Annotated in this window: 24 protein-coding genes, 2 pseudogenes and 3 riboswitches; of the genes and pseudogenes, 22 read left to right on the top strand and 4 right to left on the bottom strand. The window is 36.7% G+C overall.

Going from position 1 to position 22,667, the window contains the following annotated elements; all coding sequences use genetic code 11:
- Positions 1-23 precede the first annotated feature (23 nt).
- Positions 24-127: riboswitch (TPP riboswitch) on the top strand.
- Between the two features lie 89 nt (positions 128-216).
- The 18 genes from tenA (at position 217) to kdpDN (ending at position 15,670) form a co-directional block, all read left to right on the top strand.
- On the top strand, positions 217-912 hold the full coding sequence (gene tenA / locus ACFWDE_RS17490; RefSeq protein WP_002150502.1) for a thiaminase II: 696 nt from the start codon (positions 217-219) through the stop codon (positions 910-912).
- Positions 881-1,630 (top strand): ABC transporter ATP-binding protein, encoded by a 750-nt coding sequence (locus tag ACFWDE_RS17485; RefSeq protein ID WP_377893603.1) that lies wholly within the window; start codon positions 881-883, stop codon positions 1,628-1,630. Before tenA ends, ACFWDE_RS17485 begins: the two co-directional genes overlap by 32 nt.
- Positions 1,630-2,382 carry an ABC transporter permease gene (locus tag ACFWDE_RS17480; RefSeq protein ID WP_215581996.1) on the top strand — a complete coding sequence of 251 codons (753 nt, stop codon included), beginning with the start codon at positions 1,630-1,632 and terminating at the stop codon, positions 2,380-2,382. The genes ACFWDE_RS17485 and ACFWDE_RS17480 overlap by 1 nt, the downstream gene beginning before the upstream one ends.
- The gene (locus ACFWDE_RS17475) at positions 2,379-3,380 is read left to right on the top strand and encodes an ABC transporter substrate-binding protein (protein WP_377893601.1); all 1,002 of its coding nucleotides are present in this window, start codon (positions 2,379-2,381) and stop codon (positions 3,378-3,380) included. Before ACFWDE_RS17480 ends, ACFWDE_RS17475 begins: the two co-directional genes overlap by 4 nt.
- 10 nt (positions 3,381-3,390) lie before the next feature.
- A complete protein-coding gene (tenI, locus tag ACFWDE_RS17470; RefSeq protein WP_377893600.1) occupies positions 3,391-4,011 on the top strand; it encodes a thiazole tautomerase TenI in 621 nt (206 codons plus the stop codon).
- A complete protein-coding gene (thiO, locus tag ACFWDE_RS17465) occupies positions 4,004-5,113 on the top strand; it encodes a glycine oxidase ThiO (RefSeq protein WP_377893598.1) in 1,110 nt (369 codons plus the stop codon). Before tenI ends, thiO begins: the two co-directional genes overlap by 8 nt.
- A 15-nt stretch (positions 5,114-5,128) precedes the next feature.
- The gene (gene thiS / locus ACFWDE_RS17460) at positions 5,129-5,332 is read left to right on the top strand and encodes a sulfur carrier protein ThiS (RefSeq protein WP_033718047.1); all 204 of its coding nucleotides are present in this window, start codon (positions 5,129-5,131) and stop codon (positions 5,330-5,332) included.
- Positions 5,333-5,334: 2 nt separating this feature from the next.
- Positions 5,335-6,105, top strand: coding sequence for a thiazole synthase (gene thiG, locus ACFWDE_RS17455; protein WP_377893596.1), 771 nt, complete (start codon positions 5,335-5,337; stop codon positions 6,103-6,105).
- On the top strand, positions 6,098-7,117 hold the full coding sequence (locus ACFWDE_RS17450) for a thiazole biosynthesis adenylyltransferase ThiF (RefSeq protein ID WP_377893593.1): 1,020 nt from the start codon (positions 6,098-6,100) through the stop codon (positions 7,115-7,117). Before thiG ends, ACFWDE_RS17450 begins: the two co-directional genes overlap by 8 nt.
- A gap of 6 nt (positions 7,118-7,123) precedes the next feature.
- Positions 7,124-7,945, top strand: coding sequence for a bifunctional hydroxymethylpyrimidine kinase/phosphomethylpyrimidine kinase (thiD, locus tag ACFWDE_RS17445; RefSeq protein WP_377893591.1), 822 nt, complete (start codon positions 7,124-7,126; stop codon positions 7,943-7,945).
- Between the two features lie 515 nt (positions 7,946-8,460).
- Positions 8,461-8,608, top strand: a riboswitch (cyclic di-AMP (ydaO/yuaA leader).
- 93 nt (positions 8,609-8,701) lie between these two features.
- Entirely contained in the window at positions 8,702-9,088 is a 387-nt protein-coding gene (locus ACFWDE_RS17440) for a hypothetical protein (protein WP_377893589.1), read from the top strand.
- Positions 9,089-9,104: 16 nt separating this feature from the next.
- Complete coding sequence (locus ACFWDE_RS17435) at positions 9,105-9,335, top strand: hypothetical protein (protein ID WP_033706424.1); 231 nt, start codon at positions 9,105-9,107, stop codon at positions 9,333-9,335.
- 312 nt (positions 9,336-9,647) lie between these two features.
- Positions 9,648-9,793, top strand: a riboswitch (cyclic di-AMP (ydaO/yuaA leader).
- A 94-nt stretch (positions 9,794-9,887) separates the two neighbouring features.
- Entirely contained in the window at positions 9,888-9,992 is a 105-nt protein-coding gene (locus ACFWDE_RS17430) for a SipW-dependent-type signal peptide-containing protein (protein ID WP_000887888.1), read from the top strand.
- The gene (gene kdpF, locus ACFWDE_RS17425) at positions 9,989-10,069 is read left to right on the top strand and encodes a K(+)-transporting ATPase subunit F (RefSeq protein ID WP_000972378.1); all 81 of its coding nucleotides are present in this window, start codon (positions 9,989-9,991) and stop codon (positions 10,067-10,069) included. The genes ACFWDE_RS17430 and kdpF overlap by 4 nt, the downstream gene beginning before the upstream one ends.
- A gap of 19 nt (positions 10,070-10,088) precedes the next feature.
- Positions 10,089-11,756, top strand: coding sequence for a potassium-transporting ATPase subunit KdpA (kdpA, locus tag ACFWDE_RS17420; protein ID WP_377893587.1), 1,668 nt, complete (start codon positions 10,089-10,091; stop codon positions 11,754-11,756).
- A gap of 13 nt (positions 11,757-11,769) precedes the next feature.
- Positions 11,770-13,860, top strand: a complete 2,091-nt coding sequence (gene kdpB, locus ACFWDE_RS17415; RefSeq protein ID WP_377893586.1) for a potassium-transporting ATPase subunit KdpB — start codon at positions 11,770-11,772, stop codon at positions 13,858-13,860.
- Positions 13,861-13,877: 17 nt separating this feature from the next.
- Positions 13,878-14,459: a K(+)-transporting ATPase subunit C gene (kdpC, locus tag ACFWDE_RS17410; protein ID WP_002063856.1), complete on the top strand. Its 582-nt coding sequence runs from the start codon at positions 13,878-13,880 to the stop codon at positions 14,457-14,459.
- A 56-nt stretch (positions 14,460-14,515) separates the two neighbouring features.
- Positions 14,516-15,670 (top strand): KdpD-like non-kinase potassium sensor, encoded by a 1,155-nt coding sequence (gene kdpDN / locus ACFWDE_RS17405; protein WP_377893584.1) that lies wholly within the window; start codon positions 14,516-14,518, stop codon positions 15,668-15,670.
- Positions 15,671-15,694: 24 nt separating this feature from the next.
- Here kdpDN and ACFWDE_RS17400 read toward each other — a convergent pair whose 3' ends face one another.
- Positions 15,695-16,876, bottom strand: a complete 1,182-nt coding sequence (locus ACFWDE_RS17400; protein ID WP_377893582.1) for an MFS transporter — start codon at positions 16,874-16,876, stop codon at positions 15,695-15,697.
- A gap of 140 nt (positions 16,877-17,016) precedes the next feature.
- Here ACFWDE_RS17400 and ACFWDE_RS17395 point away from each other — a divergent pair, with 140 nt between their 5' ends.
- The 4 genes and pseudogenes from ACFWDE_RS17395 to ACFWDE_RS17380 all read left to right on the top strand — a co-directional run.
- A complete protein-coding gene (locus ACFWDE_RS17395; RefSeq protein ID WP_377893581.1) occupies positions 17,017-17,478 on the top strand; it encodes a MarR family transcriptional regulator in 462 nt (153 codons plus the stop codon).
- 129 nt (positions 17,479-17,607) lie between these two features.
- Entirely contained in the window at positions 17,608-18,462 is an 855-nt protein-coding gene (locus ACFWDE_RS17390) for a patatin-like phospholipase family protein (RefSeq protein ID WP_377893579.1), read from the top strand.
- A gap of 134 nt (positions 18,463-18,596) precedes the next feature.
- Positions 18,597-18,800 carry a hypothetical protein gene (locus ACFWDE_RS17385; protein WP_377893578.1) on the top strand — a complete coding sequence of 68 codons (204 nt, stop codon included), beginning with the start codon at positions 18,597-18,599 and terminating at the stop codon, positions 18,798-18,800.
- A gap of 38 nt (positions 18,801-18,838) precedes the next feature.
- Positions 18,839-18,994, top strand: a pseudogene (locus ACFWDE_RS17380) (sugar ABC transporter ATPase); the annotation flags it as partial.
- A gap of 38 nt (positions 18,995-19,032) precedes the next feature.
- Here ACFWDE_RS17380 and ACFWDE_RS17375 read toward each other — a convergent pair.
- From ACFWDE_RS17375 to ACFWDE_RS17365, 3 genes and pseudogenes are all read right to left on the bottom strand, one after another.
- Positions 19,033-20,016: pseudogene (locus tag ACFWDE_RS17375) on the bottom strand (ABC transporter permease); the annotation flags it as partial.
- The gene (locus ACFWDE_RS17370; RefSeq protein WP_377893575.1) at positions 20,000-21,487 is read right to left on the bottom strand and encodes a sugar ABC transporter ATP-binding protein; all 1,488 of its coding nucleotides are present in this window, start codon (positions 21,485-21,487) and stop codon (positions 20,000-20,002) included. The pseudogene ACFWDE_RS17375 and the gene ACFWDE_RS17370, both read right to left, overlap by 17 nt.
- Positions 21,484-22,596: a sugar ABC transporter substrate-binding protein gene (locus ACFWDE_RS17365; protein WP_377893574.1), complete on the bottom strand. Its 1,113-nt coding sequence runs from the start codon at positions 22,594-22,596 to the stop codon at positions 21,484-21,486. Before ACFWDE_RS17365 ends, ACFWDE_RS17370 begins: the two co-directional genes overlap by 4 nt.
- Positions 22,597-22,667: the final 71 nt, after the last annotated feature.

Raw genomic sequence — 22,667 nt, 5'->3', positions numbered from 1 at the left:
TTTTTTATTTAAAAATTTCATATTAACACCACTAGGGGTGCTTTTCGTGCTGAGAGAGGAATAATCCTTAACCCTTACAACACCTGATCTAGATAATACTAGCGAAGGGAAGTGGAACAACGAATAAATTATAATTTTATTTGCTGTAACCACTTCTTATATACAGAAGTGGTTTTTTTATTGAGATAAATAGATATATAGGAAGGGGAATTATTAATGAAATTTTGTGAAAGATTATTTGATACGGTGCAGCCTGTTTGGGAGAAAAGTCATAATCATCCGTTTGTAGTAGGTATGGGGGATGGTACGTTGGAAAAAGACAAATTCCAGTACTATATTATTCAAGATTATTTATATTTGTTAGATTATGCAAAGCTATATGCAATTGGGGTTGTAAAGGCAACGAATCCACAAGTTATGGCAAAATTTGCAGAGCAAATTGATGGGATTTTAAATGGTGAAATGACGATTCATAAACAGTATGCAAAAAGACTTGGCATTTCTGCACAAGAGATGGAATCTGCGAAACCATCTGCTAAAAATTTAGCCTATACAAATTACATGATGTCTGTATCTCAAAATGGCACACTTGCAGAATTAATATCAGCTTTACTTCCATGTATGTGGAGTTATTGGGAGATTGGAAAGCGTTTAAATGATATTCCTGGAGCAGGAGATCATGAGTTCTTTGGAGAGTGGATTCAAGGATATAGTTCTGAAGAATACGGTAACCTTTGTATTTGGTTAATAGATTTATTAAATGAAATGGCAGTTGGAAAGTCAGAGAAAGAGCTAGACCGATTAGAGGAGATTTTCTTATATTCCAGCCGATTTGAATATTTATTCTGGGATATGGCTTATCGTAAGGAGATGTGGGGTTTTGAGGAGCAAGAACATACTACAGTTTCATAATGTTTCCTTTCATTATGATGAGAAACCAATCATCAGTGAATTAAATGCTTCTATACAAGATAAAGAGTTTGTAAGTATTATCGGACCGAGTGGATGCGGGAAAAGTACTTTATTTCGCCTTATTACAGGCTTAGAAGAGGCAAGTATTGGACAGATAGAGCTGACAGAAACAAAGAGTCATCCTGTAGGGTATATGCCCCAAAGAGATATGCTCTTGCCGTGGAGGACGATTATTGAAAATGCGGCCCTGCCGCTAGAGTGCCAAGGAGTGCAGAAGAAAGAAGCGCAAGTAAAAGCGAAAGAACTGTTACATAAATTTGGTTTACAAGGGTACGAGAAAAAATATCCGAAAGATTTATCTGGCGGTATGAGGCAACGCGTATCTTTTATCCGAACTTTATTAACAGGCGGGGAGATATTATTGTTAGATGAACCTTTTAGTGCATTGGACGCTTTAACGAAGGCATCTTTGCAAGAATGGTTGTTTGAACAATGGAAAGAGTGGGAAAAAACAATTTTATTTATCACTCATGATGTTGAAGAAGCACTGTTTCTTTCTAATCGAATTTTGGTTGTAGAAAATCAACCGATAGCAACTTTAACTGAGCGAATTGTGCCGCTTGATCGTAACCGAACAAGAAAAGATTTATATAAGCCTGAAGTGTTAGCGCTTAAAGAAGATCTCCTTAGTATGTTACAAAGGCAGGTACTCGTATGATGAATCGCTTGAAGGAGCTATTACCTGCCCTCATATTAAGTGGAATTTTACTTGCTCTGTGGGAAGTAGGAGCAAGAATTGTAGATGAGATGTACATTTTGCCATCACCGTCTGCAATTGTAATGAAGATATGGGTGCTGAAAGATATATTATTTACGGTTCATTTACCTGCAACGTTGTACGTCGTTTTAATAGGCGTTGTTATTTCTATCGTACTGGGCGTAGGGCTAGCAATGTTAATGAATGCGAGTACATGGATGGAGAGAGCGTTTTATCCGTTATTAGTAGCTTCACAAACAATCCCGATTACAGCACTTGCGCCACTATTTGTTTTATGGTTTGGATATACCATTTGGAGCAAGGTTGTTGTTACAGTTTTAATTACGTTTTTCCCAATTGCGGTAAATACGTATGATGGACTGCGTAGTACGAAGAAAGAATGGGAGGAGCTCTTAGTTACGTACGGTGCAACGAAAAAGGATATTTTTCTAAAGCTAAAATTGCCATCTGCTCTTCCTTACTTTTTCTCAGCGTTAAAAATTGCAGTTCCGCTTAGTGTAATAGGGGCAGCAATTGGAGAATGGCTGGGTGCACAAGCTGGGCTTGGATATTTCAGTAAAAGAATGATGACGCAGTTAGACGGAGCTGGTGTATTTGCACCCATTGTATTGTTATCATTATTAGCTATTTTCTTCGTCATACTTATTTCTATATTAGAAAAGAAATTTATTAGTTGGAGGAAACATTCATGAAATTATTAAAACGCATCTTTGTGTTTACATTATTAGTTGCAATGATTGCAGGATGTTCGAGTAATTCAGCATCAGATAAGAGTAAAAAAGAAAAAGAAATAACGGTCATGCTTGATTGGTACCCGAATGCGGTACATAGCTTTATTTATACGGCAATTGAAAAAGGATACTTTAAAGAAGAAGGAGTAAAGGTGAATATTAAATTCCCTTCTAATCCGACTGATCCATTAACGCTAGCGGCAGCAGGGAAAGTGACAGTTGGTTTGTATTATCAGCCAGATGTTGTTATGGCCAGAGCAAATGAACAAATTCCAGTGAAATCAATTGGAGCTGTCGTACGTTCCCCATTAAATCATGTTGTATCGCTGAAATCGGCAGGTATTCAATCACCGAAAGATTTAGAAGGAAAAACAGTTGGATATTCTGGAACCCCTTTAAGTGAAGCATATTTAAAAACGATGATAAAAAAAGATGGTGGTAATCCAGATACAGTAAAAGTAGTTGATGTTGGATTTGATTTAGTACCAGCGTTAATTACGAAAAAAGTAGATGCTGTAACAGGAGCATACATTAACCATGAAGTACCTGTTATGCGTCATGAGGGACATGAACCAGCATACTTTAATCCAGCTGATTACGGAGTACCGAACTATCATGAGCTTGTGTTTGTAGCGGGTGATAAAACGTTGAAAAAAGATAAAGAAGCATTGCAAGCCTTTTTACGTGGTGCGAAAAAAGGATATGATTTCATGAAGAAAAATCCGGATGAAGCATTAAATATTTTATTAAATCATCAAGAAAAAGAAAACTTCCCGCTAGTACCAGAAGTTGAAAAAGAAAGTATGAAAATTTTATTAGAGAAGATGGAAACGAAAGATGAGCCATTCTTATCAGATTCAAAAGAGTCATGGGAGAAGCAAAATAAATGGCTGAAAGAAAAAGGAATGACGAAAGAAATTGTTCCAGCCGATGAATTATTCGAAAACATTTTAAAGTAGGCGAATGAATATGAAAAATGAGCTCCATGTAATCTCAAATGGTCACATGCCATTCGAAGAGTTAGTGAATGTAGCGATGCAAATTGAGAGTGAGATTGATTATTTGCATATTCGTGAGCGTGAGAAAAGTACGAAGGAATTGTATGAAGGTGTGGAAAGTCTTTTGGGTAAAGGCTTTCCGGCATCAAAGATAGTGATAAATGATCGAATTGATATTGCTATTCTATTAAATATTCCGCGTGTGCAGCTAGGATATCGAAGCGCAGATGTAAGGTCAGTGAAAGAAAAGTTTTCTTATTTGCATGTTGGTTATTCAGTACATTTTCTAGATGAAGCGATAGTGGCATTTAAAAATGGAGCGGATTCCCTCGTTTACGGTCATGTATTTCCAACGACTTGTAAAAAGGATGTACCAGCAAGAGGATTAGAAGAAATTGCTCATATGGCAAGGTGCTTATCCATACCAATAACTGCAATTGGTGGAATCACTCCGGAAAATACAGGTGATGTTCTTGCAAATGGTGTAAGTGGCATTGCTGTTATGTCCGGGATTATAAGCAGTAGTAATCCGCATAGCAAGGCGAAATCTTATAAGGAATCAATAAGAAAGTGGGCGGAAAAACATGTGTAAGAAGTACGATGTAGCGATTATTGGCGGAGGTGTAATTGGTAGTTCAGTTGCACACTTTCTAGCAGAAAGAGGGCATAAAGTAGCGATTGTAGAGAAGCAAAGAATCGCATCTGAAGCTTCGAAAGCAGCTGCTGGTTTACTCGGTGTTCAGGCAGAGTGGGATGAATATGATCCGCTGTTTGAACTTGCTAGAGAAAGCCGTGCTATATTTCCACAACTTGCAGAAGTTTTACGTGAAAAGACAGGCATCGATATTGGGTATGAGGAAAAAGGCATTTATCGCATTGCCCAAAATGAAGATGAGAAGGAAAGAATTCTTCATATTATGGATTGGCAACAGAAAACAGGTGAAGATTCCTATTTTCTAACGGGGGACCATTTACGGGAAAAAGAGCCGTTTCTATCCGAGTCAATTATAGGAGCGGTATATTATCCGAAAGATGGTCACGTTATTGCGCCAGAGCTTACGAAAGCATTCGCACATTCCGCGGCATTTTCTGGAGCTGACATATATGAACAAACAGAAGTGTTTGATATTCGTATTGAGAATAATAAAGTGACTGGGATTGTTACGAGTGAAGGTGTAATCACATGCGAAAAAGTCGTTATCGCTGGAGGGTCATGGAGTACGAAATTACTACATTATTTCCATAGTGATTGGGGTACATATCCTGTTAAGGGAGAGGTTGTTGCAGTAAGAAGCAGGAAACCTCTCTTGAAAGCTCCTATTTTCCAAGAGCGGTTTTATATTACGCCGAAGCGCGGTGGCCGTTATGTGATTGGGGCAACGATGAAGCCTCATACGTTCAATAAATCTGTACAACCAGAAAGTATTACTTCCATATTAAAGCGTGCTTATACGATATTGCCTGCTTTAAAAGAAGCAGAGTGGGAAAGTACATGGGCAGGATTAAGGCCACAATCGAATCATGAAGCTCCTTATATGGGAGAGCATGAAGAAATAAAAGGTTTATATGCTTGTACTGGACATTATCGAAACGGTATTTTATTAAGTCCTGTTTCTGGTCAGTATATGGCTGATTTAATAGAAGGAAAGCAGGAGAATCATCTGCTAGATTCATTGCTTTCTAAATCGGTTTAGAAAGGGGATGGAAGTTTGAATTTGAAAATTAATGGTAATCAAATTGAAGTACCAGTGAGTGTGAAAACAGTAGCTGAGCTACTTACACATTTAGAATTAGATAACAGAATTGTTGTAGTAGAGCGTAATAAAGATATTTTACAAAAAGATGATCATAAAGATACATCAGTTTTTGATGGAGACCAAATTGAGATTGTAACTTTCGTAGGAGGCGGTTGATTATGTTAAACATTGGACCATTTTCATTTCATTCTAGACTTTTATTAGGAACAGGGAAATTCTCTGATTTTGATGTGCAGCAAAAGGCAATTGACGTTTCTGAAGCTGAAATTTTAACGTTCGCAGTACGTCGTATGGATATATTTGATGCGAAGCAACCTAATTTATTAGAGAAACTTGATTTGAAAAAATATACGTTACTACCAAATACAGCGGGAGCAAAAAATGCTGAAGAAGCTGTTCGAATTGCGAAATTAGCAAAAGCTTCTGGACTTTGTGACATGATAAAAGTAGAAGTTATTGGTGATGATAGAACGTTATTACCTGATCCGGTAGAAACGTTAAAAGCATCTGAAATGTTACTTGAAGAAGGATTTATCGTTCTACCGTACACATCTGATGATGTTGTATTAGCGCGTAAATTACAAGAACTTGGCGTGCATGCCATTATGCCAGGTGCATCACCGATTGGTTCAGGGCTTGGTATTGTAAATCCATTAAATTTAAGCTTCATTATTGAACAAGCGACAGTACCTGTTATCGTTGATGCCGGTATTGGTAGCCCAGCTGATGCGGCATTTGCAATGGAATTAGGAGCAGATGGCGTGTTATTAAATACAGCAGTATCTGGTGCGAAAGATCCTATTAAAATGGCATCCGCGATGAAATTAGGTATTGAAGCAGGCCGATTAGGCTTTGAAGCGGGTCGTATTGCGCGCAAACGTTGTGCGACAGCGAGTAGTCCTTTAGAAGGAATGAGCGTAGTTGAATAATCGATATTCTCGCCAAGAATTATTTTCTCCAATTGGAGAAGAAGGACAACAAAAGATAGGAGAAAAGCATGTACTCATTATTGGTGCGGGTGCACTAGGTAGTGCAAATGCAGAGATGTTTGTAAGAGCAGGCGTTGGTAAGGTGACAATTGTTGACCGCGATTATGTAGATTGGAGTAATTTACAAAGGCAGCAATTGTATGCAGAGTGTGATGTAGAGAATAACCTTCCGAAGGCTGTAGCGGCAAAGAAGCGTCTGGAAGAGGTTAATAGTGAAGTAAGAGTAGAAGCTCTCGTTCAAGATGTAACGGCTGAAGAATTAGAAGAACTCGTTACAAACGTTGATGTAATCATTGATGCGACTGATAATTTCGAAACGCGTTTCATTGTGAACGATATATCGCAAAAATATTCTATTCCATGGGTTTACGGGGCATGTGTAGGAAGTTACGGCCTTTCTTACACAATTCTTCCTAGTAAAACGCCATGTTTATCATGTTTATTACAATCGATTCCGCTTGGCGGAGCGACATGTGATACAGCGGGGATTATATCACCTGCTGTATCTCTTGTCGTTTCTCATCAAGTAACGGAAACACTTAAACTGTTAGTAGAAGATTATGAATCGCTTCGAGATGGACTTGTATCATTTGATGTATGGAAAAATGAATATTCATGTATGAACGTGCAAAAACTTCGTAAACATAATTGTCTATCGTGCGGTGAGAATGCGTTATATCCATATTTAAATAAAGAAAACACATCGAAAACAGCAGTTTTATGCGGGAGAAATACAGTTCAAATTAGACCACCTTATAAAGAGGAAATGAATTTTGAACAATATAAAAAACTGCTGAATGACCGTGTGAATGATTTGAATGTAAATCCATACTTACTATCGTTTTCAGTTGAAGGAAAGAGATTAGTTGCCTTTAAAGATGGCCGTGTACTTGTACATGGAACGAAAGATATAAGCGAAGCAAAGACGATTTATCATCGCTATTTTGGATAGAAAAGGATGAGTGAGATGGAAGTGAATAAAGCTTTAACAATTGCAGGATCTGACAGCGGAGGCGGTGCTGGAATTCAAGCAGATTTAAAAACATTCCAAGAGCTTGGTGTGTATGGCATGACGGCTATTACAGCAATTACTGCTCAAAATACGCTTGGCGTTCAAGGGGTATATCCTGTTTCTTTAGAAGGAATTACGGAACAGCTGAATTCAATTGGTACGGATTTAACGCCAGATGCTGTGAAACTAGGGATGCTATTTAGCAGTGAAATTATTCAAATTGTCGCAGAACATATTAAGAAATTTGGCTGGAATAATATTGTGCTAGATCCTGTTATGATTGCTAAGGGCGGGGCATCATTATTACAACAAGAAGCAGTGCAAGCATTAAAAGAATATTTATTGCCACTAGCAACTGTTGTAACACCGAATGTTCCGGAAGCAGAAGTGTTAACTGGGATGGAGATTCAAAATATAGAAGATAGTAAAGAAGCTGCGAAAGTATTGCACGAATTAGGTGCTAAATATGTTCTTATGAAGGGCGGACATGCAGAATATCAAGGTAATGAAGTAATTGATTTACTCTTTGATGGAGAAGAGTTTATTGAATTTAGAAGTGAACGAATTCCTTCGAAGCAAACGCACGGAAGTGGCTGCACATTTGCTTCAGCAGTTACAGCTGGACTTGCAAAAGGATACTCAATTGAAGAGGCAGTTCAAGAGGCAAAACGATTTATTAGTATAGCAATTGAAGAGCCATTGAATATTGGTAGTGGCCATGGACCGACGAATCATTTTGCTTATAAAGTGAATAAGACACATGCATAAGTGAAAATTTAACCAGTGGGGCTATATCCCCACTGGTTATTAATGTTAATGATTAATAGGGGTTTAATATATGCTAGCAAATGTGATTGGTTCTTCTTGTTTAAATGCGTCCTTTAGATGAGTAAAGTATATAAAAGATGTGATGAGATTAATATTAAATATATAAAATAGGGAATCATAGCTTTCTTATTTTTACTTAAGTATTTACTATAAATTAATAACAAACAAGAAATTAAAAAAATGATTTCTAATGTAGTACGGAATTCAGTATAACCAGGAATAATAACTATAATCGCTAGAATGAATAGCAACGAATTACCTAGAATATTTATTATTTTGATAAAATTATTCTTTGTATCCTCGATCATATACCATCCTCTTTTCACTTTTAGTTTTTAATCATTTTTTTATTTAGTATTATTACAATACGACTAATGAAAATCCCTATTGAATACAAAAATTTTTATTGTTTACTTTTTCCAAATACAGGAGTAATATATCAGCCAGAATACATTTCTTGTAATACGCTGAGTCCAATTGTATGGAGCGGAGGAACCAATTTGTGCGTCGTCACTAGGGGTGAATCTTTCAATGTTGAAAGTAGGGCTACTCTCAAAGTCCGAATCCGACAGCTAACTTCGTAAGCGTCTTGAGAGAGGACGGTGCCATGATGGATATATCACTTCGTCGGTCTGATTAGTATAGGAGAATATCAATCTGTGTTGGAGTTCTTTTATGCTAAGGAGGATGAGGTACATGGAATTAACGCTTATTTGTGTTGGAGAAGAAAATAAGGTAAAGAGTTTAAGAGAGCTAGTAGCAGTTCAGCATGAGTTAATTATTTTTACAGCAAATGAAGAGCTAGCAGCTCAAGTTAGAAATTGTGGATTTGATTCGACTTATAGCTGTAATAAGGAGCAGGATTTTACTAGTATTTGCGAGCGGATTAAGAAAGTAATTTTATTAGGAGATGAGCTTCCGATAGTTAGCTTTTTCACAGAACGCATTCGTTTTTCTTTTCAAGCGCCTATTACTGTTGTTACAAAGAATAAACGCTATCCAGCCAGGCTCTATGAAACAATTGGAGCTAAATTTGTAGTGTTTACGAACTGTGATAATATTTCTTTTTTATTTTTTGAATAGGGCGGGGGAAACGAAGATGAGGGTATTGTTACTAGGAGATATTGCGAATCGTTGGGTGGTATCGGTAGAGCGAGTTCAAGAATTGGTAGTGCTCGATCCTATTTTTCCAAGGCCATATATAATATTGCCATCGAAAGATGCTTTATATTTAAAAACGGATATTATCGAATATGAGCAGCTACATGCAGAACTGTCACAAGTTTATATTCGGGGGAGAAATTTACGTGCATTTTTGCGTGGAGAATAAAGTGAAACTTTAATCAGTGGGAGTCTTACTGCTCACAAATAGCGGGATAAAGGTTGAATGAAAAAAGAGCGAATACTGAGTGCAACAAGCTATGCACTTCATGTAGTTCGCTCTTTTTATTTCATATTTAAAAGATCATTTTTATGAAAAAGAAAGAAAAGACAAGGAAATAGATGGAATTATATGAATAACACTTAATGTAAGCGTTTAAACAGCGGGATATTTTCTTATTTTCAGTAATTTGCCTCTTTACAAGTTAAATATAGAGGAGTATATTTACTCTCATAAATCATTCATGAAATTTCCAAAAAAAACCTAAAATCGCTGAGTTCCAGAAATGGAGCGGGGGAACCAATTTTGTGCATCGTCACTTGGGGTGAATCTTTCAGTTTTGAAAGTAGGGCTACTCTTTAGGCCCGAATCCGACAGCTAACCTCGTAAGCGTTTAGAGAGGAGGTTTACTTTGTGTAGTTCGTTTCGAACACTAAGTAGAGCTTAGTGTTCTTTTTTTGATGATTAGATGGAAAATTTTAACAGAAGAGAGGGATAGTTATGTTAGATGTTGTAATGATCGGGATTTTTGTTGGGTTAGTCGCATCGATGGCAAGTCTTGCAAGTTGGTCAGATAAAGTTGTGAAAGAAGGGAAGCAATCATGATGATTGCCTTATCGGTTATTGTTGCAGCGATTACGGTGTACTTAGTATACGCATTATTAAATCCAGAAAAGTTTTAATTAGGGGGAATCATTCATTATGATTTGGGTTGCAGTCGTTATTACAATGCTCTTGTTTATTCTAGTAGCAAAGCCAATGGGGATTTATTTAGAGAAAGCCTTTCAAGGTAGCAAGAAGCTAGATAAAGTATTCGGGCCTTTTGAAAAACTTATTTTTAAAATTACGGGTGTAAAAGCATACAATCAAACGTGGAAGCAATACGCATTATCATTAATTTTGTTAAACGGATTTATGATTATCGTTGTTTATTTCATTTTCAGATTACAAGGTGTGCTGCCGCTAAATCCAGCGCATATTGCAGGGATGGAGCCTACGCTCGCTTTTAATACAGCAATTAGTTTTATGGCTGATACAAATTTGCAGCATTATAGCGGTGAAAATGGTTTATCTTATTTATCACAATTAATCGCCATTACGTTTTTAATGTTTGCAGCACCAGCAACGACGTTAGCGATTGTTATGGCATTTATAAGAGGGCTTGCTGGAAAAGAACTTGGGAACTTCTTCGTTGATTTTACGAGAGCTTTAACGAGAGTTTTTCTTCCAATCGCATTTGTTGCGGCGTTAGCCTTTGTCGCACTCGGTGTACCACAAACGTTAGACGGGGCAGTTACAGCACATACGATTGAAGGTGCAAAGCAAAGTATATTACGTGGACCAGTTGCATCATTCGTTTCAATTAAGGAACTTGGGAATAATGGTGGTGGTTTCTTCGGAGCAAACTCAGCGCATCCATTTGAAAATCCAGGACAAATTAGTAATATTTTGCAAATGATGCTTATGATGTTATTACCAACAGCACTTCCATTTACGTACGGAAGAATGGTAGGAAATAAAAAGCAAGGACGTATCCTTTTTGTATCACTGTTCATGGTCTTTTTACTAGGATTTATAACGATTACGACATCCGAATTACATGGAAATCCAGTATTGAACCAAACGGGTATCCAGCATGTGCAAGGAAGCACAGAAGGAAAAGAAGTACGATTCGGAACCGTATTTTCTTCACTTTACGCGACAGTAACGACAGCTGCTGAAACAGGAGCGGTTGATACGATGCATGATACGTTAACACCAATTGGCGGTTTAGTTCCACTCGTAAATATGATGTTGAATACAGTATATGGCGGCGTTGGAGCAGGCTTTATCAATATTATCATGTATGCAATTATTGCAGTCTTTATATCAGGATTAATGGTCGGACGGACGCCAGAGTTTTTAGGTAAAAAGATTGAAGGTAAGGAAATGAAATTAATTGCGGTAACGATATTATTCCATCCGTTGCTTATTTTAGGATTTTCAGCATTAGCTCTTTCAACAAGTTTAGGAACAGATGCCATTTCTCATTCCGGTTTTCACGGTTTAACGCAAGTTGTATATGAATACACATCGTCAGCTGCGAATAACGGGTCTGGATTTGAAGGTTTAGGGGATAATACGCCGTTTTGGAATATTACGACTGGTTTAGTTATGTTTTTAGGACGTTATTTCAGCTTAATTACGATGCTAGCTGTTTCTGCTTCACTGAAGGAGAAAACGGTCGTACCAGAAACAGTCGGAACATTCCGTACGGATAATAGTTTATTTGGTGGCATCTTCATCGGAACGATTGTAATTGTCGGTGCGTTAACATTCTTCCCGATGTTAGTATTAGGTCCAATTGCAGAATTTCTTACATTGAAGTAATGGAGGGTAAATGATGAGACCGGTAGTAGTAAAAGAAAAACAAGTGAACGAGTCACAAATACATGTTATAGAAGATGAGGTTAGACAAGCGAAAACGTTGGATCGTGATATCGTGACGCATGCGATGAAACAATCCTTTGCGAAATTGAATCCGAAAGTAATGATAAAAAATCCTATTATGTTCATTGTGGAAATTGGATTTATAATAACGTTACTTTTATCCTTTCTTCCAAGTAGTTCGAGTAGCGTACCAGGATGGTTTAATATAACAGTTTCTCTCATTCTATTATTTACAGTTTTATTTGCTAACTTTGCAGAAGCGTTAGCTGAAGGTCGTGGTAAAGCGCAAGCCGATTCTTTAAAACAATCGAAAAAAGATGTATTTGCAAATGTTGTAAAAGAAAATGGAGACATTGTTCAAGTTTCAGCAACTGATCTGAGAAAAGGTGACATTGTTATTGTAAAACAAGGAGAAATGATTCCAAATGATGGTGAAGTAATTAAAGGATTAGCGTCTGTAGATGAATCTGCAATAACAGGAGAATCTGCTCCTGTTATAAAAGAAGCAGGTGGCGATTTTTGTTCCGTAACAGGCGGTACGATGGTCGTAAGTGATGAGATTACAATTGTGATTACGAGTAACCCAGGTGAATCATTTATCGATAAAATGATTTCTTTAGTAGAAGGAGCTGCTCGTCAAAAAACGCCGAATGAGATTGCTTTAAATACAGTATTAACGAGTTTAACTCTTATTTTCTTAATAGTTGTTGTGACGTTGCCGATTTTTACAAATTATTTAGGGTTTCAAATTGATACAGCTGTACTTGTAGCGTTGTTAGTTTGTTTAATTCCGACGACAATTGGTGGGTTATTATCAGCGATTGGTATTGCTGGGATGGACCGTGTGACAAAATTTAATGTGCTAGCAATGTCAGGGAAAGCAGTAGAAGCTGCGGGTGATATTAATACAATTATTTTAGATAAAACGGGTACGATTACTTTCGGAAACCGGATGGCACATACACTGCTTCCTGTAGGAAATGAAACGATTGAGCAAGTAGGAAAATGGGCTGCGATTAGCTCAGTTTTAGATGAAACACCAGAAGGTCGATCAGTTATAGAATATGTACAAACGAAATCTATATCATATAATAGAGAAATTGCAGAACAAGGTGAATTTGTTCCATTTAAAGCAGAAACGAGAATGAGTGGTGTTGATTTACAGGACGGAACGAAAGTGAGAAAAGGTGCTGTTAGTGCAGTTATTGAATGGGTTCAATCGCAAGGCGGAACAATTCCGAAAGATGTGAATCAAAAAGCAGATTTAATCTCAAAAGAGGGCGGGACACCGCTTGTAGTTGCAGTAGATGATCGTATTTATGGTTTGATTTATTTAAAGGATACAGTAAAACCTGGTATGCGTGAACGTTTTGAACAATTGCGCCAAATGGGGATTAAAACGGTTATGTGTACTGGTGATAATCCGTTAACAGCAGCAACAATTGCAAAAGAAGCAGGGGTAGATGAATTCGTTGCCGAGTGTAAACCGGAGGATAAAATTGCGGTTATTAAAGCAGAGCAAGATAAAGGGAAACTTGTAGCGATGACAGGTGATGGTACAAATGATGCTCCGGCATTAGCGCAAGCTGACGTTGGATTAGCGATGAATAGTGGTACGACAGCTGCGAAAGAAGCAGCGAATATGATTGATTTAGATTCGAATCCAACGAAAATTATTGAGGTTGTAGGAATCGGTAAGCAATTGTTAATGACACGAGGTGCGTTAACGACGTTTAGTATTGCGAATGATATTGCAAAATATTTTGCAATCATTCCAGCAATGTTTACACTTGCGATTCCGCAAATGGAAGCATTAAACATTATGAAATTAACATCACCGCTTTCAGCAATCTTATCAGCATTAATATTTAATGCAGTTATTATTCCGTTACTCATTCCGTTAGCGATGAAAGGTATTGCGTATAAACCGATGAGTTCTAATGCACTACTTAGTCGAAACTTATTCATTTACGGGCTTGGCGGAGTGATCGTTCCGTTCATTGGAATTAAAGTAATTGATATGATTGTCGGCTTGTTCATATAAGGAAGAGGGGAAAAAAGATGGCGAAAAAACAAAGTATACTTTCACCAATTATTCGTATTACTTTTACATTTCTAGTCTTGTGTGGACTTGTATACCCGCTTATTGTAACTGGTATTGCGCAAGCGGTAATGAAGGATAATGCGGATGGAAGTCTTATATATAATGATAAGGATGAAGTAGTTGGTTCAAAATTAATCGGTCAAAATTTCACAGATCCACGTTATTTTCATGGACGTGTCTCTAGTATAGAATATAAAGCAGAAGCATCTGGTTCAAATAACTATGCACCGTCTGATCCAGAATTAGCAAAACGAGTTGAGAAAAGTATTGAAGACTGGAAGAAACAAAACAGGGCCGTTCCAGTTACAGAAGTACCGATAGATTTAGTGACGAATTCGGGTTCAGGGCTTGATCCTGACATTAGTCCAAAAGCGGCTTCTGTGCAGGTAGATCGCATCTCGAAATTAACGAATATTCCGAAAGAAAAGCTGGATCAATTGATTAAGGATCAAACAGAAGGTGCTGCACTTGGCTTGTTTGGAGAAGATCGCGTGAACGTTTTAAAGTTAAATTTAGAATTACAGAAATTAATGAAATAGTAACAGTGCTACCTCAATCTAACGGATTGAGGTAGTGTTGTTTCGAAAGAAAGGTTGTGAGTGTTTTGTATGCGGATGACTATAAACCGACGTTTCAAAGGCGAACACCAGAAGAGTATTTAGAATACATTCGTCAACAAAATCGTGGGAAGTTAAAGCTATATGTAGGAGCGGCTCCAGGAGTAGGAAAAAGTTATAAGATGCTCTATGATGCTAGAGAAATGAAAAAGGATGGTATTGATATTGTAATTGGTTTAATTGAAACACATGGGAGGGAAGAGACAGAAGAAGCGATTGCTGATTTAGAAAAAGTCCCTTTAAAAGAAATACAGTATAAAGGAAAGTTATTTTGTGAGCTTGATGTGGAAGGAATTATAAAGCGTGCACCGCAAGTAGTTGTAGTGGATGAACTCGCGCATAGTAATATTCCTGGATCTAAAAATAAGAAACGTTATATGGATGTACAAGAATTATTAGAAGCAGGCATATCCGTATTATCAGCATTTAATATTCAACATTTAGAAAGTGTTCATGACATTGTAGCTCAAATTACGAATGTAAAAGTAAGAGAGCGTATTCCAGATTTTATTTTGCAAAAAGCAAATGAAATTCAACTCGTTGATGCAACGCCCGAGGTACTCCGGAAGAGATTAATAGATGGAAAGATATATAAGGAAGAAAAAATAGAGCAAAGCTTACAAAATTTCTTCACACTCAATAATTTAGGGGCACTCAGAGAGTTATCGCTTCGTGAAGTGGCAGATGATATGGATGAGAAAATTAGTCAAACAGTTACAGAACCAATTGGGGTGAAAGAAAAAATTCTCGTTTGTGTACAATACAGTTCAACAGCGGAGAAGTTGATACGAAGAGGTTGGCGTATGGCTGACCGGTTAAACGCTGAATTGTATGTCTTAAACGTTGAGAGGGAAAATATAGATTCTCTTTCAGCAGGGAAAAAGCAAACAATTGAAGAGTGGAAGTCGCTAACGAATCAATTTGATGCGAGTTTTGTATTAGAAGAAGCGAAAGGAAGAAAACCGGCGGATGTTATTATTGAAGTTGCCCAGAGACTACAAGTAACACAAGTTTTACTCGGGCAATCGGCGAGAACACGGTGGGAGGAAATACGAAAAGGTTCTATTGTAAATGAAATTATGAGACAAACGAAGTATATTGATATTCATATTGTTGCTGATCAAAGAGCTTAAAATAGAGCCGACCTTTCGGGGGCTCTATTTTGCTTTGTGTGCGGTAGGGGAGCGTAGCATTTTCATCGCATATAAGATTACGAGTAGAAACATAATTGCTCCTATGAAGAAAATCCAAAAATAATTTTGGTTAAATAAAAGAAATCCACTTATAATAGGTCCAGCACCCATACCGAGATAGCGAATGAAGTTGTACATACCGATAGCAGTTGCACGTTCTTGTACGAATTCTTCCGTTAATAAAGTAGTGTGAGTTGGCATAGAAAGTCCCATACTAAAACCGTATAAAGATGTAACGATAATTATGAATGGGATATTGATGCTATATGTGAAAGAGAATAAAGTGACACATATAATATTGAAGAAACTAGTGATGAATAAAGCTTGCTTTGTTGTGAGCCGTTTTTGCAAAAATTTGTAGCAATAACTTCCTAACATAATAGAAAGGGACATCGGTACAAACATAAGACCAATTTCACCTGCGTGTAGATAAAATATCTTTGTTAATATGCTAGGCAAAAAAACGAGGAAGCAGAAATACATACAAAATTGAATAAAGCCAATAAGAGCAATGGAAGATCCAGTTTTATTTTTTAAGATAAGCCAGTAATTCTTTTTTGTTTTAGGTTGCTCAATTACATTTGGTTTTGTTTCTGGAAGTAGTGAAATGTTTATAATTAATAAGAGAATGCCAAGTATAGATAAAAACAGAAATACGGATAAGTGACCATTTATACTGCCGAGATAACCACCTATGAGAGGGCCGAGAGCAGGTGCGAGAGCAAGTAACATTTGATAAAGGCTCATCGCTTCTCCACGTTCTTTTCCTTCAAATAAATCACCGATAATCGTTGCTGCAACTATAGGTATAGCCGCTATTCCTATAGCTTGAACAGCTCTAAAGAATAGAAATAAGTAAATGTTTGGTGAGAAAGCACAACCGATTGAACCAATTGTACTAATGATTAAACTAGGGATAAGGACAGATTTTCTTCCTATTGTATCAATTAAAGGTCCATAGATGAGCTGCATAATCGCAAGAACGAATGTGAAAAGTGAAACGGTTAAATTTACGAGATAAAGAGAAGTATGAAATGAATTTTGAATCATCGGTAAAATAGGTGTGTAAATATTTTGAGAAAAGGAACCGAGTAAAGCACTAATACAGACAACATATAAAATGAAATTTAGTTTGGATTTTTTCATTATGTTAACCTCCTTGTCATTTAGTTTCCTAGGAAACTAAATTTATTTTAACATGATTTTCTCACTTGTAAAGATGGAGAAATGATTTTAAAATGGTATATAGTTAAATTGTTTCTTTGGAAACTTAGGAGGCGGGCGGATTGGAACGTACAGCGAAACAAATGGAAATAATTTCGGATATTCGTACACTTTTTCATAAAAAAGAAGAACATATGAAAGAAAATAATGAGAAGTTTCTTCGTGAAACAGGTGTAAGTGGTATGTCTTTATCTGAGTTACATGTTATCGAGTGTATCGGACAAAATGGTCTTATGAATGTAACGGCTATTACGACAGAAATGGGAATGACGAAGGGTGCAATCTCTAAAATTTGTACAAAGTTGTTTCAAAAGCAATTCGTTGAGAAGATGCAAATGTTAGATAATCAAAAAGAAATTTTCTTCCGCTTAACGGAAAGAGGAAATGAAATATATAAAGCTCATGAAAAGTTGCATAAACAAGCTGAAGAAAAGTGGCTGTTACTTTTAGATGGATATACGAAAGAAGAGCAAAATTTTATTCAAAGGTTTATAAAGGATGTCTCCGATCATTTGGAAATATAATTGGAAGAAAAAATCTCTTTTTTCAAGCCTTTTGAATATAATTTCTGAAAGAACTCATATATAATAGAAAAAGATACTTAACATAGTGAATAATTAAAGAGTCAATGTATATAAAGAGGAGAGAATAACATGCTTGAAAATACGGGGTTAGTATTAGAAGGAGGCGGTATGCGTGGTGTATATACTGGTGGGATACTAGAATACTTTATGGAACAAGATTTATATTTTCCATATGTAGTCGGTGTATCAGCTGGTGCTTGTCATGCAGCGTCGTATCTTTCCAGACAAAGAAATAGAAACAAAACGGTCAATATTGATTATGTATCACATCCGAAGTATTTATCGTATAAAAACTTATGGAGAAAACGTCAGTTATTTGATATGGATTTCATTTTTCATGAAATACCAGAAAAGCATGTGCCGTTTGATTTTGAAACATACTTTAATAGTCCCGAACGCTTTCTTGTAGGAACAACGGATTGTGAAACAGGACAGTCTGTTTATTTTGAAAAAGAGGGAACGAATGATGATGCGCTAAATTTATTACAAGCGTCTAGTTCATTACCTTTCATTGCACCAGTAGTAAATTACCGTGGTAAGCAGTTATTAGATGGCGGGATTTCAGATCCGATTCCAGTGCGTAAAGCACAATCGGACGGGTTTAAAAAATCAGTCGTTATTTTGACGAGAAACCATGGTTATGCGAAGAAAAAATCAAAATTTGGATGGATTGCAACGAAAGCTTATAAAAAATATCCGAACCTTGTTAATACGATGCTAGCTCGTTATGAAGTGTATAATGAAACACTTCACTACATTGAAAAAGAAGAGCAAGCGGGTAATTTATTTGTTATTCGCCCGGAAGTGCCGCTTCAAGTAGATCGTATGGAAAAAGATGCGGCAAAGCTACAAAGTTTATATGAGCAAGGCTATGAAGATGCAAAGAGACAATTTGCAGATTTACAGTCGTTCTTGCAAAAGTAATAATTAGGCTGTGGAGAAGGAGTTCTCCGCAGTCTTTTTTATTATTGATCTATAACTGAATGCCATTTTAGAAACATATATATATATTTAGTTATGGTATAATATGGATAAAGTTGTGTGGAGAGGTGATACATATGGAAAATGTATATAAGGGGCTTAGACATACTGGATTTACTATGATACTTATTTTTGGTGGTGTATTTCTACTTCGCTGGTTCATCCATGATGAGATGCTACTGGACCAGCTTATTGGGTTTAGTGTAGGAATGATGATGGTTATTTCATCATTTTTTATTCAAAAGTATAGTAAAGAGTTACGGGTAGATGAGAGGTATTAGAAATTGTGAGCGCCCTTTATCCCGCATTAAAGTTTTACTTTATTTTGGCTTTTATTTCTGCTGTTATGCTTGTATTTAATAACGGAATGGGAGAGCTGATGATAGCAGCTTTCCTAGGATTTGTAGCAGTAGCGAACTTTCTCTTACTGCTTGCGCTAAAAGTAGTTCGTGTGATTGTTGCAAAAGGAAAGTAGAGCATCGGAATTCGATGCTCTACTTTTTTATTTAAACTTTTTTTAATAAATGAAAAGGCTAAAGCTGTAATTAAAATACTGCCTTTAATGATATCTTGTGCATAATAAGGAACGTTCATCATTGTGAGGCCATTTAATATAATTCCAATTAATACTGAGCCAAGAAATGTTCCGACAATGTTTGGTTTCTTTGCACCAAACATTGCATAACCGATATAGGCAGCTGCAACTGCATCCATTAATAATGGGGCGCCTGCTGAAACTTGTCCTGTTCCAACGCGGCTACATAGAATGATGCCGCCAATAGAGGCAAGTAAACCGCTAATCATATAGGCATATACACGGTAATGATCAGTAGGGATACCGGCTAGTCTAGCAGCTTCTCGATTCCCACCTGTCATATAAAAGAAACGACCGTACGTTGTTTTTTCTAAAAATAAATATGCAATCAAAACGACGCTAAGCATGATAATGACAGGGACTGGAATTCCTAAAACGGAGCCCTGACCGATAAATAAAAAGGATGGAATAAAATGTCCTGTGGCACCAGACATTCCTTCATAAATAGAAGATCCTTTTGAGAATGTTAAGTGTAGTCCATTCACGATATACATGATACTTAATGTAGCTAGTAAATCTGGTAGCTTAATTCGGATAACGAGTAGTGCATTTAATAATCCAACTAATAGTCCACAAAGAATAGGAATAAGGAGTGTGACTATTAGTTCTTGTCGATATAAAACGAGACAAGAAGCCGCGGTAATTGTGGCTAAACTAGCGGTAGAGCCGACTGATAAATCAAATCCATCTACAATTAATGTAAAGGTAACACCAATTGCAAGTAACGTTACAATAGAAATGGAACGTAAAATATCACTAATATTGTTGTAGGTTAAAAAAGAATCGTTGGCGATAGAGAAAAAAATTGTAACACCTATAATGATAGCAATCGTGCTAAATTGATAAAAAAGATGGGTAGGTAAATATAATTTCTTAGTTTTAGTTTTATGAATGAGATTCAATGGAAAAGCTCCCTTCAGATAAATGTAAAAGCTGTTCAGGAGATAGGTCATTCGGCAAGTACTCACCAACAAATTCGCCGTTTGCTAGTATGAGAATACGATCGGCGATATGTAGCGCTTCATCTTGTTCTCCTGTGAAATAAATTATGGAATTTCCGTCATTTGTAATGTTACGAATGGATTGAAAAATGTCTTGTTTCGCAGCGATGTCTACACCTTTAGTTGGCTCGTCCAAAAGAAATAGATTAGGTTTGAATCCATGCCACTTTGCAATTGAGACTTTTTGTTGATTTCCGCCGCTAAGTGAATGAATAAAGGCTTTTGGATCATTTGGTGAGATGCCGAAAGCAGTAATTGCCGCAGTAGCATTATTTAATTCGGTTTGTTTTCGTCTCCAACCTGATTGGTGTAAATTTGTGTGACTTATAATATCTTCCGAAAGAAATACGCCTTGTTTTCTTCTTTCTTCTGGTACAAGCGCGATTTTCGCTTTAATCGCATCTTGCGGTGTTTTAATCGTTATATTTTGACCGTCGATTTCTGCTTGATAAGTATGACGAGCACCAAATAAAGTTTCAGCAAGTGTTGTTTTTCCGCTTCCAATTAATCCGTATATCACAACAGTTTCTCCTTTTCGTACTGTAAGAGAAAGCGGAGGATGGTCTTTATGTAATTGAAGTTCTTGTACTTTCAATATTTCTTCGCTCCCGAGTTTTGGTGTTGTATTAATAGGAAGTGTAAGTTGTTTTCCAGTCATTGCTTCAACAATTTGTTGATCCGTAATCGTTGTAATGGTTTCAGAAAGTGCGACTTTACCTTTATATAAAACAGTTACCTCATCCGCAAATTTTCGAATCTCTGATAAACGATGAGAAATCAGGATGATGCCAATTCCTTTTGATGTTAAATCTTTTAATAGTTTTCCAAAGGTTTCGACTTCTTTTGGTCCAAGAGAAGAAGTTGGCTCATCTAATAAAAGATAATTTGTATTGTTAGATAGAGCTCTTGCGATGAGAAGTAATTGTTTTTCATGTAATGAGCAGTTTGAAACATCTTCAAGCATATTTAAGTCGGCCTGTACAGCTTGCAAGTATTGTTTAGCGAGTGCCACTAATTTTGATTTTGAAAATAGTGCTTTATTTTGCATTGCTAAATGATCGATTAGTACATTTTCTAATACGGATAATCCAGGAATAAGTCCGTGATCCACTTCTTGTGTTACGAAAGAAATACCATGCTTTTTTGCATCGCGTGGTGAAGTAAAAGAAACGGGCTGATTATTAATTGTTATGTGTCCAGCAACTGGTTGAATTTCACCAGTTGCTATTTTTAGTAAAGTACTTTTTCCTGCACCATTCATTCCTAGTAAAGCGTGAACTTTTCCTTTTTGTATGTTAATAGAAATATTTTCTAGTACAGGGGTAGCGATGTGATAAGAATGTGTAATGTTTTGAAGAGAGAATGGCATCATTTTTTCTCCTTCTCTAATTTTTTCATCCAAGGTGAATATGCATCTTTCGAGTCTCCCCAACCGTTTATATGTTTTGATAATTGATCCATCGTTATATTTTCTTGTGGTAAAATATTTTTCTTTACTAAATAAGGTTCTAGTGAATAAATATCTGGCGTTTGTTCACCAGCGATTTTCTTGTATAAGAAACGCACTTGAACTTTACCGACTTCAGCTGGATCGGTTGCAGCCGTAGCAGTCCAAGGTGAATTTTCTTTTTGCATGAGTTGTAAATCTTCATTACTTAAGTCGATGCTGTATACTTTTATATCTGTACGACCAGCTTGTTCGAGTGCTTTGACGGCCCCTTTAGCAAACTCATCCCACGAAGCGAAAATAGCTTGTAAGTCACCTTTTTTTGGATATTTTTTTAGTAAAGCTTCTACTTGTGTTTGTGTATCAAGTGGTGTGTTATTACTAGCGGTACCAAAGCGTGCCACTTCTTTTATATTTGGATAACGTTTATAAAAAGCATCAATGATAACATTGCGACGTTCCATTGGAGAAAATCCGCCAACCCATACGACGGCGATATTCCCTTGTCCATTCAGATCTTCTGCTAACGTTTTTAATGATTTCCATGCAAGACTATAGTCATCTTGATCAATAATCGTTACGCCTGGTAAGCGTAGGTCGTTATCAGATGCCACTACAGGAATGTTCGCTTGTAATGCTTTTTCTACTCCGGGTTTTAGTGCTTCAGAGCGACCATGATCAATTAAAATACCATCAACTTTTGAATTAATAGCAGTATCTAGATTTGCTGCCATTTTTGCTAAATCATTATCAGAATTGTAGACTTGCACACTGCCACCGAATAGCTCGACTTGTTTTTTGACACCCTCAATATATTGAGAGGAAAAAGTTCCGATGGACATTTGCATAATTAATGCGATTTTTAATGGCTTTTTTACTTGGCTTGGAATTTCTGTTTGTAAATGATTTTCTGCTGTAGTAGCTTCTTTCTTCACCGTTTGTTGCCTTTGTGAAGAGATAGCATCTTGTTCATTTGTGCAAGCTGTTAATGCGAGTAAGAGAATAATGAGTACGGTGGAACATAATTTTTTCATAAAAAAATCCCTCCTAAATTAAGAAGAGAGAGGAGGGAGTGAAAATAAAAACGTCTTTTCATATAGAAAAG

The organism is Bacillus sp. NPDC060175 (assembly GCF_042728695.1).
Taxonomy (GTDB): Bacteria; Bacillota; Bacilli; order Bacillales; family Bacillaceae_G; genus Bacillus_A.
Note: the sequence above shows the minus strand (reverse complement) of the source record. Positions and strands in the feature narration are given on the sequence as shown.